Below are 18,542 nucleotides of genomic sequence, written 5' to 3' on the forward strand. Positions count from 1 at the left end.
ATTTTATCATTTCTATATCTTCAGGACTAAATGTCCTACCTGAAAATGTTCTATTAGTATTGTTCATGACTTGATTACCTACCTCCCCCAAGTCTACTATACAATACTAATCTTGTACGTGTCCAACTCGGTTTTGCGAAAATATTTTTTTGCTACTCTCTATAACTCTTGTTTTCTCTTTCTTTTAAATTCGTGCTTCATCTCTGTGAAATATTAAGTTAAGTTGGATTTAGCGAGGTGTGATGTATGAATAACAATATATGGCAGACAACTCCTATTAAATGGGATAGTATTAAAGAAAATGAGCTTTGCAAGAAGTCATATTCCATATTATTAAAATGGTTGCCTTATGCGGAAAAACAGTACCAGGAGTGGGATATAAGAAAAAATTGCGGACACTTTTTTGGAGGTTCCTACTGGTATGGACTGGAAACAGCAGGTACAGCCCTTGTATATGCAGTAATTGCAAGGCTCGGAGAATATGATGAAAAAATTACAGGTATTCCGAGATCACAGGTACTAAAAAGAGCTGTTAGTGCCATACGATACCTGGGCTTTACTCATGATACCGGACCTGATGACTGTGTAAGAGTTCAAAGCGCCAATCCTCACTGCAGTTTCAGAAAATGGGGAGGCAAGGGAGACGGATTTTTCCAGGCGAGTCAGCATGGAGTTCCAATTTCACAATTTGGACTTGCAGCTTGGATATTATGGGATAAGTTAGATGATGAAACCCGTATTTTGGTACAAAATGTTTTATCAAATTATGCAGACAGTTGGTCGAAAGAAAAACCGAGAAATGGTACATACTTTGATACCCAATGTGAGGAAAATGGGTGGACAGCTCTTGGTATAGCTATAGCAGCTGTAATGTTTTCCAAACATCAAAATGCAGAATTATGGAGACAAAAGGCAATTGAGTGGCTATTATGTGCGTGTACCACATATCTTGACAGGTTTAATAGAAGCAATTATCTTGGCAAACCCTTGGCAGGAGGCTGGATTAACAGCATCACGATACATCCGGATTATACAACTGAGAATCATGGATTCGTGCACCCGAATTACCTCAGTGCCGGATTGATTTTTGGAGGACATATTTCTTTGTTTAACCTGCTTGCAGGACAGGAAATTGTACCCAACCCCTTTCTGCATTGGGATGATATTTATGAAAAGGCTTTGAAAGTATGGACAATGTATGATGGCCTGATAACACCCATACAGGGTCAAGACTGGTGGTATAACCAACAAGCCGGTACAGCCGTAGTACATGCATATTTGAATATATTTAAAAAGAATGAGGATGCTGCTTCTCTTGAAAGAATGGCATTGGAAAGCGTTGCAAAAATTCAGGACAGCAACAAAAACGGCTGTTTATATGAAGCCAGGGGTGAAGAATGCAGGATTACTGAATTCCAGACAGCAAAAGATATGGAACACCAGGCAGCCTGTGGTATTGCGAAAATATATCTTTTACATTGTTTTGGAGGGGAAGGTAAAATTCCAACCAGCAAAGAAGAATTAAATCTGAAATTAAAAGGAGTATACAACTATCCTTACGGCAACAGCATTATTCACAGGACCCAAAATAGTTTCAGCTGCTTTAGCTGGAGAAATTGTGTAATGGCTCTTACCCTCCCTCAAAAAGGTATGTGGACTGTTACAGCTATGATTTCCAGTTATACGGGTGTAGTAAAGTTGAGAGACAACAAACAAAATACTGAATCAACTTGCATCCTGAATACTGAAATTAACGATGAACAGGGCAATAAATCAAACAAGATATCAAATAAGAACTCAAATAACAGCTTGAATTTTGGAATAACGAATGAAGATGTAATAAGAAATGTGATAGATGAGAACATAATACCCAGAGAGGACGGTTTTGCAGTAACTGCAAGGATTGAAAGGGGACGAAGGGAATTATTACAGGATGTTTCATTTGTTGCCCTTCCGGACGGAAACACTGTTTATATTGAGAAATTTACGGCTGCTGAAGATTGTATGGTAGAAGAAATGAAAACGGGTACCATTGGCATAAGAAATGAGCATTATGGCTATATGCCTAATGTTGCAAAAGGATATAGGAATGTTTACCTGGAAGGAGATAAAATTGAAACTTTTGAAGGGTACTATGGAAAAGATCCGGATAGGATAGTTGAATGGCAGAATGTGTCTTATATTAATATTGATAATGAAATCGGATATATAATATTTAATAACAATTCCGTCGAATATGTAAACAAGCATCAATATCCCAAATGGAAAGGAATTGAGGATATTCTTACTCTTAATAAATGCAGAGAACCGTTCTCTTTATCAAAAGGCAGTTCATTAGAGCCATTCATTCTTATTTCTTTACCTAATTGTACTTATAAAGAAACTGCTGAATTGGCTAAAAATGTTACTGTATTAAATGTAGATGACCATAATGTGAGTATGTTGATTTTTAATAATTTCCTTATTTATTGCAACCGTGAATACAGTAATATTTCGGCTGCGGGATATATTGATCTGAGTACAAATAGCAGTATAAATAACAACAGCAACTCAATATATCTTTTCAAAGGGCATAACAGAATTGAAAAAAACAAATATATCTGGAATGGAGATATTAGCAAAAGAGAATCAGGCTGGCATCAGTCTGGCTTTGTTTTGCATGACCTGAAAAATACAGATATTTCAGATATTTCACTAGATATTGATATAGCTGCAAACAACAGGGCAGTATTTTGCAACTCTTCGGATAAAGAAATTAGTTTCAAAGTAGAAGCCGTTTGTTCGGGAGTTATATATGATATAGTACTGAAGCCCCAACAGTATAGAATATGCACATGAATGTCTTTAGCGAAGGCACATATTAGCTATAGCTTCCTTGTCCCTACAGTCTCAAAAAAGGTGATTTTTTCATTCCCAAAGAGAGTGACTGCTAACAGGACCATTTCTTAAAACCGTGGTCTATGCCATATGCTTAAGTATATTGTACAACATTTTAAGTTATGTTTCATCAATTTTTGTGCCGGATAATGCCCGGCGTGGTGGTTAATTTGAAAATCTACACAATCCATCACTTGAATTTTACTTGAACTCAGGTAGAGGGAGGTATATAATCATATTATACGATAGCTATGTATTGGAGGTAAATTATTGTGCTGTCAGTTCGGGAAAACTATATTAGAAATGCAAGATTTGCCAACCCTGAATGGATACCTTCAAGTGTCCACATCAGTAATGCTTCATGGGACCAATTGAGATATGATCTCGAAGAAGTGGCTTTAGAGCATCCGGATTTTTTTCCGTATGTTAAAGAAGGATGGAGGGATTACGATAATTTCGACTTCGGAAATGCCTATACAAAGGGAAAACCAATTATATGTTGAAAATAATGCCAGAACACTATATAATAGGGCAATAAGGATGGGCAGATACAAATGAGGTATTGAGTGAATATTATTGTTATGTTTGAAGGAGATGGTTTTTATGGTAAACTTTGATTTTATAAGCCCAACCAAAATTATCTTTGGGAAAGGTACCGAGAACCGTGTGGGAGAGGAAACTGCAAAATACGGCAAAAAGGTTCTCTTGCACTACGGAGGGGGCAGCATAAAGAAAACCGGCCTTTATGATAAGGTGATACAATCTCTCAAACAAGCAGGTATTGACTTTATAGAACTTTCAGGAGTAAAACCTAACCCCAGGTTAAGTCTTGTAAAGGAAGGTATTAAAATCTGCAGGGAGAATGACATTGATTTTATCCTTGCAGTTGGAGGAGGAAGTGCAATTGACTCGGCAAAGGCTATAGGTGTAGGAGTACCATATAACGGGGATGTATGGGACTTTTACTCAGGAAAGGCAGAACCAAAGGAATCTCTTCCTGTAGGTGTTGTCCTCACCATAGCGGCAGCGGGAAGTGAAGCTAGTAAAAGTTCTGTTATTACTAATGAAGACGGATGGTACAAGAGAGGGCTTAATGTTGATATTATAAGGCCAAAATTTGCTATAATGAATCCGGAACTTACCTTTACATTACCGACTTATCAGACTGCGTGCGGGGCTGCTGATATTATGGCACATATAATGGAGAGGTATTTTACAAACACGCCCAATGTAGAACTTACAGATAGGCTATGCGAAGCAGCGCTGAAAACTGTAATTAACAATGCGCCTATAGCTTTAGAAGAACCTGATAATTATAATGCAAGAGCGGAAATAATGTGGACAGGAACTCTTGCTCATAATGACCTTTTAGGAACCGGTAGGATTGGAGACTGGACTTCTCACCAAATTGAACATGAATTGAGTGGAATATATGACATTGCTCATGGTGCAGGACTTGCTATTGTTTTCCCTGCATGGATGAAATATGTTTATAAAAATAACATAAACAGGTTTGCACAGTTTGCAACAAGGGTGTGGGATGTTGAATATTGTTTTGAATCTCCCGAAAGAACGGCATTAGAGGGAATAAATAGGTTGGAGAAGTTTTTTAAAGAGATAGGACTTCCGACTACGCTTAAAGGTGCGGGTATACCCGGCGACAGGCTGGAAGAAATGGCTGAAAAATGTAAAATGACAAACGGTAATACTGTAGGTAAGTTTGTGGAACTGACAAGAAAAGATGTTTTAAATATCCTGAAACTTGCACTGTAAAGATATTGAAGTTACAATAATTTTAAATAACAGGAGTAGGGGGAACAGGTGTATTATGTCAGGGAAAAGGTTGTCAACAGGGAGCATACCAACAGTAAAAGCAACAGCAGGTAAAATAAAGACAGCAGGAAAATCCATAGCAGTTGCTTTTCTTGTATTGGCAGTTTTATTCCCCTGCCGGACTTCCGGTTCATCCCTGCCCTCTGAAGACACCGGGACAGGAGCGGACGCCGGTGGCTTTAAATTTAATATGTCGTATATACATTACAACGATAAGGATTCTTACATAAAATATGTAGAAAATGCAAAGGGAGCAATCAGCGAGGTTTCTCCAAATTATTTTAATTTAAGCCAAACCGGTTCTTTACTCATTTCTTCCACAATAGATGAGAATTTCATTAGTGAAATGCATAAAAGGGGAATTAAAGTTGTACCTTTTCTCAGCAACCAATGGGACAGAACTTCGGGAAGACTTGCTTTGAGTAAAAGACATAAGTTATCGGATGAGATTGCCGCTGTGATAGAAAAGCATAACCTGGATGGAATTAATATTGACATTGAAAACCTTACCGAAAAAGACAGGGATAGATACGCTGATTTTGTGAGGTTGTTAAGAAGCAAGCTTCCGAGAGATAAAACTATTGCTGTGGCTGTTGCTGCCAATCCAAAGGGTATAACAACCGGATGGTATGGCTCCTACGATTATGAGGCTCTGGCAAAGTACAGTGATTATTTAATGGTTATGGCTTATGATGAGCATTATGCAGGTGGGCCTTCAGGGCCTGTGGCAAGTATAGACTTTGTTGAAAATTCTATTAAATACGCAGTGGAAAGAGTGCCTAAAGAAAAGATTGTATTGGGAATACCTTTTTATGGCAGAATATGGAGGAGTGGCGGAGGAGTAAGCGGACAGGGTTTAAGCCTTAAAATGGTGGAAAGCCTTGTCGCAAGCTATAGAGGGAGTGTTATTTTTAGTAATGCCTATCTTTCTCCAAAGGCTACCATCACTATAAAGTCCAGTGATAAAAAACCTGTTATAAACGGAAGTGAATTGCGTCCGGGCACATATACAATATGGTACGAAAATGAGGAATCTATAAAACACAAGTTAAGCCTTGTTAAGAAGTATGGCCTCAAAGGCACTGGAAGCTGGAGCCTGGGGCAGGAAACGCCAGATATATGGAATTATTATAACCTCTGGCTTAACGGGTACTATTATACTGATTGCGAGGGACACTGGGCTCAAAACCCTATAATATTTGTATTAAACAACGGATGGATAGAAGCAAAAGACAAAACCGGATTTGCACCTGATAAACCCCTTACCCGGGCAGAGGCTGCTGTAGCTATTGTACGGGCTCTTCAACTTGAAGAATATAAGGAAAAAGGAAATGAAGGTAAAATTGTTTTTAATGATATATCCGGACATTGGGCCAAAAAAGAAATTGAAATTGCCATACAGCATAGAATAGTTATGGGAAAGGGGGATGGCACCTTTTCTCCTGATGAGCCGGTGACGCGGGAGGAAATGTCTGTTATGTTGGACAGAGCGCTTATAGCAAGCAGGGGACTGGCCTTAAACTTAAGCCGGGGAATTAATTCCAATACAACAAATGCTAATAGCAATATTTCTCATAACAATACAAGTATAGAGATATGTTATAAGGATGTAAGCAGGGAAGTATGCGAATGGTCATATGACTCAATAGTAAGGATGTCACAACTGGGGATATTTACCGGCTCGACTGATGGAAAGTTCAACCCTAAAGAAAAAATTAGCAGGGCTGAAATGTCGGCATTGCTATATAGAATATGGGGAAAGTAAATAAAATATAATGAAAATATAATGAAAATATAATGTGACTAAGGGAAAAAAATCAGGAAATTTGTAAGTTTACATAAATTATGTGTTGAATTTTCTGACTGGATTCTGTATCCTAAATAATGAGGGGGGTACAGAAGCTATGTTTGGAAAGAGGTTAATTACATCATTACTAACTTTAATATTAATTGCATTTATTATTGTTTACCCATATTCAGCACGATCATTTGCAAATGCTTTAGATTATAAGTTTAATATGTCATATATATACTTTGAAGATAAAGCCAATTATCTGGCCTGTATAGAAAACACAAAGGGCTCAATAAACGAAATATCCCCCGGTTATTTTGATCTTAATACGGACGGGAGTCTAAAGCTTTCTTCCACAATAGATACGAATTTTATCAGTAAAATGCATAAAAAGGGTATCAGGGTTGTCCCTTTCCTGAGCAATCACTGGGACAGGTCTTTGGGAAGGATGGCGTTGAGCAAAAGGGACAAGCTGGCTGATCAGATTATTAATGCTATCATAGAATATAATCTGGATGGTGTTAATGTAGACCTGGAAAACTTGAATGAAGAAGACAGGGATAATTATACTGATTTTGTAAAGTTATTAAGTCAAAAGCTTCCTGAAGGAAAGATTCTTGCAGTGGCTGTTGCCTGCAACCCCAAAGGATTGACAAAAGGGTGGCACGGTTCTTACGATTATGCTGCATTAGGCAAATACAGCGATTATTTAATGGTTATGGCTTATGATGAACACTACAGCGGCGGTAGTGCAGGACCTGTAGCCGGTATTAAATTTGTTGAGGATTCAATAAAATATGCCCTGGAAAGAGTTCCTAAGGAGAAGATAGTTTTGGGAATACCGTTTTTCGGTCGTATATGGAAAAACGGCGGTGGAATAAGTGGACAGGGTGCAAGCTTAAATGATATTGAAATGCTGATTGCAAAATACAGGGGACAGGTTAGTTTTGACTATGCATCTTTTTCCCCAAGGGCGGTTATCACTATAAAATCCAGTGATGAAAAACCGTATATATATGGTAAAAAATTAGATGCGGGGACATATACAATATGGTATGAGAATGAGCAGTCGATAAAACAAAAGCTAAGCCTGGTTAAAAAATATGGCCTGAAAGGTACAGGAAGCTGGAGCCTTGGACAGGAGACGCCTAACACATGGGATTATTACAGCCTTTGGCTTAATGGGCATTATTATACGGATGCCCAGGGTCATTGGGCTTTAAAATCTATAATTTTTGTTGCCAGTAAGGGCTGGATGATAGGAAATGGTAGCTCAAGCTTCGCTCCTGATAAGCCGCTTACCCGTGCAGAGGCTGCAGTTGTATTGGTGCGCGCCTTGGGATTGAAAGGGGAAGCAATGGAAACGGAAGTGAGCAGTAGCGAAGAAGTTGCCAGTAGCCAAAATGATGAGAATATGGAGAAAGAAGAACCCATTATTTTTACTGATATATCGGAACACTGGGCAAAAAATGAAATTGAAATTGCTGCACAACATAGAATTGTGCTCGGTAGAGGTGACGGGACTTTTGGCCCCGACCAGCCCATAACAAGGGAAGAATTGGCTGTTTTGGTAAACAGGGTACTGTTATCTGACAGGAATACTCTTGCCAGCAGGGGTAACAGTATTAATGATAATAATAATAGTATTAGTATTGTTTATAAAGATGTAAGTGAGGATACCTGTACCTGGTCATACAATTCAATAATAGCCATGACAAGTATGGGAGTTATTACCGGAACTCCTGATGGAAGGTTTCTTCCAAAAGAAAAGGCCAGTCGTGCAGAAATGGCAACTTTGCTGTACAGGGTATGGGGGTATTGACAAATACTCTAACATGATATAGTATGTTACTGTGATATGCTCTATAGGTTGATGATTTCAGCCTATAGAGTCATAATCCGGCATACAGGGCGGCGTATTTGTATATTTCTATTTATTGTTATTCTTGTATGTATATGATACATGGTGGAATGCGCTGGGGTAGCTCAGTCGGTAGAGCAAATGATTCGTAATCATTAGGTCGAGGGTTCGAGTCCCTTCCTCAGCTCCAGATTAAAAGCCGCTAAACTCAATATTTTAGCTGTTTTTATTTTATTATTGATGAATTATAAAAACGTTTAAAAAGGTTTAAAAGTTGTGAAAATTTACTTAAAAAGTTGTGAAAAAAGTTAGTCTTTAGAGGGCGTTTCATAAAGTGATTCAAGCTTTTTAATAGTTTTTTGCTTCCTTTCATCCTAGATATGAGTATAAATTTTTCTCATTATGCTCACATCAATTTTATCTGCTATTGCTGCTTTAAATATTTGATTTAAAGTAATCCTTACTTTGTGTGCTGACTTTTAGAGCTTTTAATGCTTTTTAAAAATGTTTGTACTTGCGTAGATGTTTATCTCTTTGATTTTTTTTGCTACCAAGTGCAGTATTGATATGATTATTTATACAGTTTTGATACATTTTCTGAGTCTGTATTGCTCCTTCGCCTTTTTTATACGCATTATACCATTGCACCATGTAACTTTCCAAAGTAGGATTTTTATTAACATCGTGTTCTTAATTATGTTTATACTTCATTTCAATATATTTACTTTCAACTTCTTCCGGAGTGCTTCCATATATGAAATGCTTTTTACCACTGATTGTAAGCGTGGTATAAAAACCACCCCTTGTATGAGGACTTATTTTCATTTGGCATCCAACTATTCTTTTATTATGTGCCTTATATCCTCTATATTCTCTGCATTTCCCCTTGACTTAATCACCCTAAAGCTATTTTATTCTCCGCAGGATAAATTCATCATGCTTTGTTACTTCCTTTTCTATTCTGTCTAATTGACTGTTTAGTTGAGTATGACCGTCAAACAGTGCCTGCAGCTTTTTACCGTGGTCATCCTCAATTTTAAGTACGGTCTTTTCAACCATAGTTAGCCTGTCTTCGACCACAGTTAGCCTGTCTTCAACCATAGTTAGCCTGTCTTCAACCATAGTTAGCCTGTCTTCAACCATAGTTAGCCTATCTTCGACCACAGTTAGCCTATCTTCAACCCTTTTAAATCCTTCCTGCATTTCACCATACATTTTAGTCATGAATTCGAATAATTTATCGTTTTCCATTTTTTATCATCCTTTCTCTTTTACTCACCCTTTAGTGCTTCTATAATTTTTACTGCCCTTTCTATATCCTCTTTTGTGGCTTTTTTCGATATACTGAATAATGTCTTCATTTCTGGGCGTTTGTGGAGAGTTTCCAATATCTCATTTGCTTCATCAGGTGTGGTTGGATCAGTGACCTGTTCCATAATATCTGTTCGTCCTAAAAGATAATCAGTTGATACGTTGAAAAATTCAGACATCGTTTTAATCGTCAAGGCGTCCGGCTCAGAAATACCTTTTTCCCATTTAGCAACAGCTTGCTGGGTAACTCCTAACTTTTCAGCGAGTACTTTTTGGGACATTTTTTCTTTTTCACGCAAAATCTTAATTCTTTCATTTAACACATAAAACACCTCGCAATATAATTTTACAACAAAAAGTTGTTTAAATAAATAATAACAACCAAATTTCGTAAAAGTAATTGACAACAACTTAAAGTTGTTATATAATAAAAACAACATGAGGTTGTTACTATCAAAACTATATACGGTAAGATTGCAAGCCTTGCCACCTGCCAGTCCTACTCTCTTGAAGATTTAAGAAAGCTTGGTAAGGACAATATGAAGTAGAACAAATAACCAGAGCTCTCATTTATAAATTTATGGACAATATGGACTTAATCAGTGCTGAATTCGGCGAGCGTCAGTTCTTTACAGGAGAATATGAGAAATACGCATGCAATCTGCCCTAAAATTTGTGTTAACAGTCTGAGTCCCGTCCGGATATATTTCCGATTTTAAACCTTCATATACTCCTTTATTCCCATTATCATGCAGCATACCTGCGTTACGATACCACTCTATACCCTTATTTACGGCTTCCATTACCTGTTATTCAAAACCCTTATTCCATTCGTACTTTTTAAACCGATAATAATCTTTAAATAGTGATATTTCCGGTTCAACTCCACATAACCATTCATTTGTTATATGTATTTTATTATATAAATATTACGCAAACAAGCTAAAAGCTCCATATATCGGGACACTGAAAACTTAATATTGTCTAAAAGGTTGTTGCAATAGGGTTTCCAACATTTACAGCTATATTATGTTCCAACATTATATAATTTCCGAATAATAGTCAAAAAAACAGACAAACCATTTTTAAAGAGGATAGAAGAATTTTATACCGAAATTAATCCTGAGGTTGCTACGGATATTTTGGTTTATACCCCTGAAGAATTTGAAAACCTTAAAATTGATAACCCTTTTATATTTAGAGCCATAAAAGAAGGGAGAATAATTTATGAAGCCTGATTTTAAGAAAAATGCATACCGGTGGTTAGCTCAGGCCGAAAGAGATTTGGATGATGCCATGTTTGCAGTCTCAGGTAAAAGGTATAATCTATGTTGTTTTCTTTCACAGCAAGCTGCTGAAAAGGCTATAAAAGCATTTTTATATTTGCAGGGCGCTGAATTCGTATGGGGACATTCAATAGCTGAGTTATGTGAAGATGCAACAGCTTTTGATGGACAATTTACTGTTTTAAAAAAATACGGAGCATCGCTCGATAAATATTACATCCCGACAAGGTGTCCGGACGGATTACCGGGGGGCATATCTGCTGAGGTTTTTGACGATGATGATGCTCAAATGGCCATTGATAAAGCAGAGAAGATAATAGATTACGTTAGAAGTAATAGATTACGTTAGAAGTAAGTTTTAATAATCCCTTAATCTATCACAGAATGCGTTTTTATATACAAAAAATGAAAAAGAACCAAAATTAAAAAATATAAAAGAGAATAATTTCCATAGAGTAGTAAATAGTAATAAGATACACAGCTGTTTACTAAAGATTGGTTTGTGGCAAATATAATAAGGTAAAGTCCGAACAGCTTTGACAAATAGATGATAAACCGTTTGATTTAGTCAAAGACGGTTATTAATAAAGAAAGGCAGATGGCAACAATGGATGGGAATCAGATTAAGATTTGGTATCTACACCATAGCGGGTTTGCAGTAGAAACACAGGAACATTATGCTTCCTATGTATTTCCAAACTTAATTTACATTATAAAATTTACGTTATATAATTTACATTGTGTTATATTATTTATTATATTTAAAAAAATATATTAAATATATTAAGAACATAAAGTGTTATTCATTAAAAAGGTAAGAAAAGTAAGAAAGGGGTAAAGAATGATGAAGTTTTCAATTGCTCATACCAATTTTAATGTTATGGACTTGGAAAAAAGCGTGGCTTTCTACAAGGAAGCTCTAGAATTAAAGGAAATTAGAAGGAAAGAAGCATCTGATGGAAGTTTTATATTGGTGTTTATGGGTGATGAAACTACCGAGCATCAGGTAGAGCTTACCTGGCTTAGGGATCGAAAACAGCCATATGACCTATCTGATAATGAAATACACCTGGCCCTTGTCGTAGATGACTTCAATGCAGCTTATGAACATCATAAAAACATGGGCTGTATATGTTTTGAAAACAAGTCTATGGGTATTTACTTTATTCAAGACCCTGATGGGTATTGGATAGAAATTATTCCTCAAAGGAAGTAACAGCAGGAAAGAAGAGGAGCCTAAATATGTAAGCTCCTTTTTTATACGTAGAAAGGGAAGAGGTATGAGATCATATATAGATTGTGTACACTGTTATCTAAAACAGGTAGTTATCTGCATGGATAATGCAGGAGTAGATGAGGATACTCAATATAAAATAATTTATGAACTGATGGACTATGTAAAGAGTTTTGATAGAAATGATTCCCCTGCAGAAAATTCAACTAAAGTCCTTCTTAAAGCTTATGAAATGATTGGAGTGAACGATCCATACAAAAGAGCCAAAAGGGAATCTAATGATATAGCACTTTCTGTATATCCAAAACTCAAGACAATTGTAGAGGATTCCAAAGATAGTCTGTATCAAGCTTTAAAGGTAGCGGTTGCCGGAAACGTCATTGACCTTGGTATAAATAGAAGTTATGATATAGATGCAGGCTTAAAACACAGTTTAGAGATTGGGTTTTCAAAGGATAACTATACATATTTTGTAAAAAAACTTGAAGATGTTGAAGAGATACTGTTTTTAGGAGATAATGCCGGCGAGATTGTGTTTGATAAAATACTGGTTGAAGAATTGGTCCGAAGGAGAAAAAAGGTAGTATATGCGGTTAAAGAAGGACCTATTTTAAATGATGCAACTATATCTGATGCAATTTATGTTGGCATGGATAAAATAGCAGAGGTAATAACTACAGGAACTAATTTTTTAGGAATAAGTTTAAAGCGGGTTTCCAAGGCTTTTCTAAATAGGCTTGAAACTGCTAAACTGATTCTATCCAAAGGGCAGGCCAACTTCGAGTCTTTAGAGGGACAAGCTTTAGCCAGGAGTAAGGTTTTCTTCTTATTGAAGATTAAGTGCCAGGAGGTCAGTAAGGTAGCGGGAGCAGAATTTGGCGATATAGTGTTTTTTGCCGGATAGGCTGTTGGCTAAAATATATTGTATTGGCTTGCAAGTATAGTAGGTATAAAGGTAGAAATTATAGCAGGTATAAAGGTAGAAATAGGATATGGCCATATTCATGCTTAACCAGGATTTGCAGGGGGATATAATATACTTGAAATTAGGGATGTGAGGTGATTATTAATGAAAGTCAAAAAGAAGGATGGGAGAATTCAGGATTTTAATGCTGATAAGATCAAGTTGATCCTTGAGAAGGTTTCTGATGAGGCGGAAAAACCACTTACCGGTTCAGATGTTAATATTATAACTAAATTAGTAGAAGAAACTGTAAGGAAAGATTATAAAGACATAATTACTACGGAGGAAATACATAAAGTAGTGGTTAACCAATTGAAAAAAGCAGGTTTTTTGGATATCGCAAAGGCATATGATGAGTTTGAAAAGAAGTTTGAAAAATCGGACAAAAGCATAAAGGCAGAGCCTCGGAAAAAAGAAGTAAAATAACAAAAGGAGGATAATAAATAATATCATGAATATAATATAAGGTATTTTACGATTTTATTACGGATCAGGATGATGAAATTAAAAATAATTTTTTAACATTTGCGACCATTAAATATAGCCATTTTTAAAATTTTGATGATGTATCTAATTTGGTGTTTCAGGCCTTTGAAAATGTAGAAACCCAAAACACATTGATGCGTGTATCTCAAAAACAAAGGGAAGCATATTCTCAAGCTGTGACTTTTTCCCTAATATTATCGGAAGATTGATTGAACTTGGGGGTATATTTTATTTTGTTGCCAAATCCGGTGTATGGTGGCCTTCCCTCTAAGCTGCGTAAGGAGATTACTGAAAAGAGGAGAAAACAGGATCAGTGTGTCAGACATATCATTAGTAGGGAGTATTTACTTGAGACTAGGATATCTGGTTCAGACAGGTATTTTAAAAACAAATGGGAGGAATACAGGCAAGAGATTGAGCAGGAGGAGATGAATTTACAGCTTTATAGACTATGCTTTGAGCTTTTATTTAATCTGATAAAGTCTGTATGTATCGTTGCCATTATTGTATTAGCTGTATTATATATGTCGCAAGGGAAGTTATCTATTGGAGCTTTTAGCGCAGTTATCAGCATTTTGAATATTATGCACGCAAGTTTTAACCAATTGCGTCATCTTTCAACGTATAATTTTGCATGAGTGGTATATCATCAATAATCCTGCATGCATTTTTCCACAATATAAGTTCCAGTTCATCAGCAGAAAGGTCTAATTCACAAAGCCTTTGCAGTTCATCCTGATGAGACCACATCGGATAGTCAGTTCCAAATAGGACTTTTTCAACTCCGTGAGTCCTTATCATTTCTACAACTCTGCTCCTATCTAAAAACATAAGTGTACTTGATGTATCAAAATAAACATCTTTACCTACAAGGTATTCCATAGATTCCTCCCACATTTTATAACCTCCCATGTGGGCAGCTATAACTGTAAGTCCGGGAAACATATCTAAAATTTGTGCAAGCCTTTTAGGCCTTGAAAAAGTCTTGTTTTCATCTCCCATATGTATCAATAATGGAAACTTCCCTTCTATAGCAGAATAAATCGGCATCATACCTTTATGATCTATATCAAACCCCTGAAAATCAGGGTGAAGTTTAACGCCTCTGATACCAAAGGACTTAAGCCTTTCTATCTCCTCTTTAATTTCAATGTTTCCGAGCCCCGGATGTAAGGTACCAAAACCTATAATACAGTTATTGGATGCCTGAACCGACACTATAAAGTTATTTATGCTTTTTACCTGTTCAAATTTGGTTGCAGTAGAATGGACAATGTATTTATAGACTCCGATTTTACGGCCGCTTTCCAGAAGGTCGGAAACGGTACCTTTGCCATGCATGGGAATACCATAGTAGTTTCCTATATTTTCAACTGCCTTCTCTGCAATTTTATCAGGGAATATGTGTGCGTGTATATCGATTATTCTGTTTAACATTATTTTACTTTTCATCAAAAAATTCACCTTCATACTTTGTTAAGTCACTAAATCAATCAATAATGTAATAAATAAACCGTAAACATTCTAGCACATGCAAGATAAAAGCACAATATGCGGAAAAATTCGAAGCTACTAATGAAATGAGGTTTCTCCTGTATTTTTATAGACCCCTATATTTTACTACAAAATATCTTTACGGGGTATTGAATTTGTGATTTTTGCCATATATAATAAACTTTAATAGTTTGTGCGGAAATTCGCAGTTTTTGTTGATTTAAGTTTAGTGCAAAGTGTTTGGCAAAAGAAAGAAATGGTTAAAATTTTATGGAAGGAAGGTAATGTGGAAATGGAAAATGTGATCCCAGGCAGGGAAGAGGCGTTTGAACTTTTAAAAGAATATAATAAAGATGAAAGTCATATAAGGCATGCATTGGCTGTTGAGGCTGTCATGCTGCATTTTGCAGAGCTGCTTAATGAAGATGATAAGGAAAAGTGGGGAATTATAGGATTAGTACATGACCTTGACTATGAAATGTATCCTGATGAACATTGCAGAAAGGTAAGAGAAATACTTTTAGCAAGAAATTGGCCTGAGGACTATATCCGCTCAATAGAAAGCCATGGATGGAAGATTTGTTCTGATGTGGAACCTGTTCATAGGATGGAAAAAGTCTTGTATACAATTGATGAATTGACAGGGTTAATAGCTGCTACAGCGCTTATGCGCCCATCCAAAAGCATACTGGACCTGGAGGCAAAATCGGTAAAAAAGAAGTGGAAGCAGAAAAACTTTGCGGCGGGTGTTAATAGAGAAATAATCGAGGAAGGCGCAAAGCTTCTTGGTATGGAACTGGCTGAAATAATTGAAGAAACCATAAAGGGTATGCAAAAAGTAGCGGAAAGTATAGGGCTTAAAGGAAACTTCTAATATACAAGCCCAGGATGCGTACAACACTTGCAACAATAAAACATACAGCTATTCCGGTTATAGTCGGTACCAGAAAGGATACAATGGTCCATTTCATGCTCTGCGTTTCCTTCCTTATAGTCCAGCAGGTAGTGCCACAGGGAAAGTGCATAAGGGAAAACAACATTGTGCATACAGCCGTAAGCCAGGTCCAATTGTGGGATAGTAGCAGTTCCCTTAACTCACTAAGACTTCCTAACTCCAGTATTGAGCCTGTTGCCATGTAACTCATGATAATAATGGGTAAAACAATTTCATTTGCAGGGAAGCCCAATATAAATGCCATTAGAATATACCCGTCAAGTCCTATAAGAAAAGCAAAGGGTTCTAAAAAGCCTGCGCAATGGTCCAACAGGCTGAGTGTTCCAATGCGAATATTTGCCATAATCCATATAACTAATCCTGCAGGTGCAGCAACTCCAATGGCACGGCCCAATACAAAGAATGTCCTGTCAAATACTGAACGAACAATAACCCGGCCTATTTGCGGTTTACGGTATGGAGGAAGTTCAAGAGTAAATGATGAAGGTAGTCCTTTTAAAACAGTTCCGGATAATATTTTTGAACCCAAAAGAGTTATTACTATTCCAAAAATGATGACTCCTAATAGCGCCAAAGTAGATACAACAGGTTGGAATGGGCCGGGTACAGTTCCGGTAATAAATATGGTTATTATTGCTATTAGTGTGGGAAATCGTCCATTACACGGGACAAAATTATTTGTAATTATTGCTATTAGTCTTTCTCTTGGAGAGTCAATGATTCTGCAGCCGATAACTCCGGCAGCATTGCATCCAAAACCCATACACATTGTTAATGCCTGTTTTCCATGTGCACATGCCTTTTTAAAGAAATTATCCAGATTAAAGGCCACTCTTGGTAAGTATCCTAAATCTTCAAGCAATGTGAACAAGGGGAAGAAAATGGCCATGGGAGGCAGCATGACAGATACTACCCATGCAAGTGTCTTATATATTCCCATTACCAGCAGACCGTGTATCCATGGTGGAGTTCCTGCCCATGCAAAGCAATCTGTCAGGATATCTTCAAACCAAAAAAGAAAAGAAGCAATTACTTCAGAAGGATAATTTGCTCCTGTTATAGTAAGCCAGAATATAATTCCAAGGAGCCCTATCATTATAGGTATTCCAAATAACTTTGAAGTGACAATGCTGTCAATTTTTCTGTCGATACTGTTGTATTTTTCATTATGAAAGCGGATTATATCCGTACAGATTTTTTCTGCCAGTTTAACTATGCAAGAAACAATATTATCCCTTAAATAGTCATGATCAATACCATTTTTATTTAGATAGTCTCTGGCATTCTGAATTTGATTTAACAAAGTTTGATTTTCCATTAAACTAAATCCTGCATATTTTTCTAAAGCTTTGAGCAGGGAAGAGTCTCCGTCGATCAATCTCAGTGAAACCCATCTGCTATTCAGCTTATTTTGAAGAAGGCCCTTTATATAAGGCTCAATCATTTGGATGGCTTCTTCTATTAAATTGTTATATTTGAATTTTATTGGATTAGTTACAACTTTTTTTTCTGTTATATTATAAACCGCATCCATTAATTCTTTCAGACCTTTATTACTTCTGGCATTTGTGCCAATAACAGGTACGCCCAGCCAATGTGACAGTCCATTCACATCAATGTATATTTTTTTTCTTTTTGCTTCGTCAATTAAGTTTACACAGACTACTACATTTTGCGTAACTTCCAGGGTTTGAAGCACTAGATTGAGGTTTCTTTCAAGACATGTAGCATCTGTAACTATTACAGTTGCATCAGGATTTCCGAAGCAAATAAAATCTCTTGCAACTTCCTCTTCCACTGAGTTTGCCATTAGTGAGTAGGTTCCGGGTAAGTCTACAAAAATAAAGTCCCTGTCTTTATGCTTGCATTTCCCTTGGGCGTTTGTAACAGTTTTTCCCGGCCAGTTCCCGGTGTGTTGCTTCAAGCCTGTCAAATTATTAAAAACCGTACTTTTACCTACGTTAGGGTTACCTGCAAGTGTAATTACTCTCTCATGAGGTGTGGTACGTACTATTTTCAGTTCCTGTGCCAGGATTCTTGTACCGGTAGATTGACTTGTAAGACCCATAACAAAAACACCTTCCGGATTAGTTCAAAACCTGTTAACATTCAATTTAAAGTAATTGTACCAATATTTTACCGGCTTCCTCAGAACGCAAGGCAATTACTGCACCACGAATGCTATATGCTGTTGGATCGCCTGATGGGCTTTTCTGCAATACCTCTACTTCTGTATCTGTTATTAAACCTAAATCTAGCATTCTTCTTCTAATAATACCTGTTGAACTAAGCTTTTTTACTTTGGCTTTTCTACCCGGAGGCAGAAGATTTAATGGTATAATATTATCAACCATAGAACCAATCCCCAAATAATATTTAATATTAAGCATATTACCGGTCATTTCAATAAATCGCTTATTTGTTCTAAATAAGCGGCGTGAAAAATTTT

16 protein-coding genes and 1 tRNA gene are annotated in these 18,542 nt (G+C 36.7%); 12 read left to right on the top strand and 5 right to left on the bottom strand.

Features of this window, described 5'->3' with window-relative positions; genetic code table 11:
- Nucleotides 1–246 precede the first annotated feature (246 nt).
- The 6 genes from HPY74_05165 (at nt 247) to HPY74_05190 (ending at nt 8,553) form a co-directional block, all read left to right on the top strand.
- The gene (locus HPY74_05165) at nt 247–2,838 is read left to right on the top strand and encodes a hypothetical protein (protein NSW90070.1); all 2,592 of its coding nucleotides are present in this window, start codon (nt 247–249) and stop codon (nt 2,836–2,838) included.
- Between the two features lie 311 nt (nt 2,839–3,149).
- A complete protein-coding gene (locus tag HPY74_05170; GenBank protein NSW90071.1) occupies nt 3,150–3,380 on the top strand; it encodes a hypothetical protein in 231 nt (76 codons plus the stop codon).
- 100 nt (nt 3,381–3,480) lie between these two features.
- Entirely contained in the window at nt 3,481–4,650 is a 1,170-nt protein-coding gene (locus HPY74_05175; GenBank protein ID NSW90072.1) for an iron-containing alcohol dehydrogenase, read from the top strand.
- A gap of 55 nt (nt 4,651–4,705) precedes the next feature.
- Nucleotides 4,706–6,475: an S-layer homology domain-containing protein gene (locus HPY74_05180; GenBank protein ID NSW90073.1), complete on the top strand. Its 1,770-nt coding sequence runs from the start codon at nt 4,706–4,708 to the stop codon at nt 6,473–6,475.
- 139 nt (nt 6,476–6,614) lie between these two features.
- Nucleotides 6,615–8,324 carry an S-layer homology domain-containing protein gene (locus HPY74_05185; GenBank protein ID NSW90074.1) on the top strand — a complete coding sequence of 570 codons (1,710 nt, stop codon included), beginning with the start codon at nt 6,615–6,617 and terminating at the stop codon, nt 8,322–8,324.
- Between the two features lie 153 nt (nt 8,325–8,477).
- Nucleotides 8,478–8,553, top strand: a tRNA-Thr gene (locus tag HPY74_05190).
- Between the two features lie 716 nt (nt 8,554–9,269).
- Here the strand turns inward: HPY74_05190 and HPY74_05195 are convergent.
- Nucleotides 9,270–9,614 carry a hypothetical protein gene (locus HPY74_05195; GenBank protein ID NSW90075.1) on the bottom strand — a complete coding sequence of 115 codons (345 nt, stop codon included), beginning with the start codon at nt 9,612–9,614 and terminating at the stop codon, nt 9,270–9,272.
- 20 nt (nt 9,615–9,634) lie between these two features.
- Complete coding sequence (locus tag HPY74_05200) at nt 9,635–9,997, bottom strand: helix-turn-helix transcriptional regulator (GenBank protein NSW90076.1); 363 nt, start codon at nt 9,995–9,997, stop codon at nt 9,635–9,637.
- A gap of 904 nt (nt 9,998–10,901) precedes the next feature.
- Here HPY74_05200 and HPY74_05205 point away from each other — a divergent pair.
- From HPY74_05205 to HPY74_05225, 5 genes are all read left to right on the top strand, one after another.
- Entirely contained in the window at nt 10,902–11,309 is a 408-nt protein-coding gene (locus HPY74_05205) for a HEPN domain-containing protein (protein NSW90077.1), read from the top strand.
- 495 nt (nt 11,310–11,804) lie between these two features.
- On the top strand, nt 11,805–12,176 hold the full coding sequence (locus tag HPY74_05210) for a VOC family protein (GenBank protein NSW90078.1): 372 nt from the start codon (nt 11,805–11,807) through the stop codon (nt 12,174–12,176).
- 64 nt (nt 12,177–12,240) lie between these two features.
- A complete protein-coding gene (locus HPY74_05215; protein NSW90079.1) occupies nt 12,241–13,098 on the top strand; it encodes a DUF89 family protein in 858 nt (285 codons plus the stop codon).
- 165 nt (nt 13,099–13,263) lie between these two features.
- Nucleotides 13,264–13,584: an ATPase gene (locus HPY74_05220; GenBank protein ID NSW90080.1), complete on the top strand. Its 321-nt coding sequence runs from the start codon at nt 13,264–13,266 to the stop codon at nt 13,582–13,584.
- A gap of 296 nt (nt 13,585–13,880) precedes the next feature.
- Nucleotides 13,881–14,282, top strand: a complete 402-nt coding sequence (locus HPY74_05225) for an ABC transporter ATP-binding protein (protein NSW90081.1) — start codon at nt 13,881–13,883, stop codon at nt 14,280–14,282.
- Here the strand turns inward: HPY74_05225 and HPY74_05230 are convergent.
- On the bottom strand, nt 14,242–15,081 hold the full coding sequence (locus tag HPY74_05230) for an amidohydrolase family protein (GenBank protein ID NSW90082.1): 840 nt from the start codon (nt 15,079–15,081) through the stop codon (nt 14,242–14,244). The genes HPY74_05225 and HPY74_05230 overlap by 41 nt on opposite strands.
- Before the next feature lie 349 nt (nt 15,082–15,430).
- Here HPY74_05230 and HPY74_05235 point away from each other — a divergent pair, with 349 nt between their 5' ends.
- Complete coding sequence (locus tag HPY74_05235) at nt 15,431–16,012, top strand: hydrolase (protein NSW90083.1); 582 nt, start codon at nt 15,431–15,433, stop codon at nt 16,010–16,012.
- On the opposite strand, the gene feoB is transcribed toward HPY74_05235, so the two are convergent.
- Nucleotides 15,996–18,161: a ferrous iron transport protein B gene (gene feoB / locus HPY74_05240; protein NSW90084.1), complete on the bottom strand. Its 2,166-nt coding sequence runs from the start codon at nt 18,159–18,161 to the stop codon at nt 15,996–15,998. The two genes, HPY74_05235 and feoB, sit on opposite strands and share 17 nt — an antisense overlap.
- A gap of 46 nt (nt 18,162–18,207) precedes the next feature.
- Nucleotides 18,208–18,447 carry a ferrous iron transport protein A gene (locus tag HPY74_05245; protein NSW90085.1) on the bottom strand — a complete coding sequence of 80 codons (240 nt, stop codon included), beginning with the start codon at nt 18,445–18,447 and terminating at the stop codon, nt 18,208–18,210.
- Nucleotides 18,448–18,542: the final 95 nt, after the last annotated feature.

The organism is Bacillota bacterium, from assembly GCA_013314855.1.
Taxonomy (GTDB): Bacteria; Bacillota; Clostridia; order Acetivibrionales; family DUMC01; genus Ch48.

Coding starts and splice junctions, on each gene's coding strand:
- HPY74_05165 (NSW90070.1), top strand. CDS start 247: ATGAATAACAATATATGGCAGACAACTCCTATTAAATGGGATAGTATT.
- HPY74_05175 (NSW90072.1), top strand. CDS start 3,481: ATGGTAAACTTTGATTTTATAAGCCCAACCAAAATTATCTTTGGGAAA.
- HPY74_05180 (NSW90073.1), top strand. CDS start 4,706: ATGTCAGGGAAAAGGTTGTCAACAGGGAGCATACCAACAGTAAAAGCA.
- HPY74_05185 (NSW90074.1), top strand. CDS start 6,615: ATGTTTGGAAAGAGGTTAATTACATCATTACTAACTTTAATATTAATT.
- HPY74_05195 (NSW90075.1), bottom strand. CDS start 9,614: ATGGAAAACGATAAATTATTCGAATTCATGACTAAAATGTATGGTGAA.
- HPY74_05205 (NSW90077.1), top strand. CDS start 10,902: ATGAAGCCTGATTTTAAGAAAAATGCATACCGGTGGTTAGCTCAGGCC.
- HPY74_05210 (NSW90078.1), top strand. CDS start 11,805: ATGAAGTTTTCAATTGCTCATACCAATTTTAATGTTATGGACTTGGAA.
- HPY74_05215 (NSW90079.1), top strand. CDS start 12,241: ATGAGATCATATATAGATTGTGTACACTGTTATCTAAAACAGGTAGTT.
- HPY74_05220 (NSW90080.1), top strand. CDS start 13,264: ATGAAAGTCAAAAAGAAGGATGGGAGAATTCAGGATTTTAATGCTGAT.
- HPY74_05230 (NSW90082.1), bottom strand. CDS start 15,081: ATGTTAAACAGAATAATCGATATACACGCACACATATTCCCTGATAAA.
- HPY74_05235 (NSW90083.1), top strand. CDS start 15,431: ATGGAAAATGTGATCCCAGGCAGGGAAGAGGCGTTTGAACTTTTAAAA.
- feoB (NSW90084.1), bottom strand. CDS start 18,161: ATGGGTCTTACAAGTCAATCTACCGGTACAAGAATCCTGGCACAGGAA.
- HPY74_05245 (NSW90085.1), bottom strand. CDS start 18,447: ATGGTTGATAATATTATACCATTAAATCTTCTGCCTCCGGGTAGAAAA.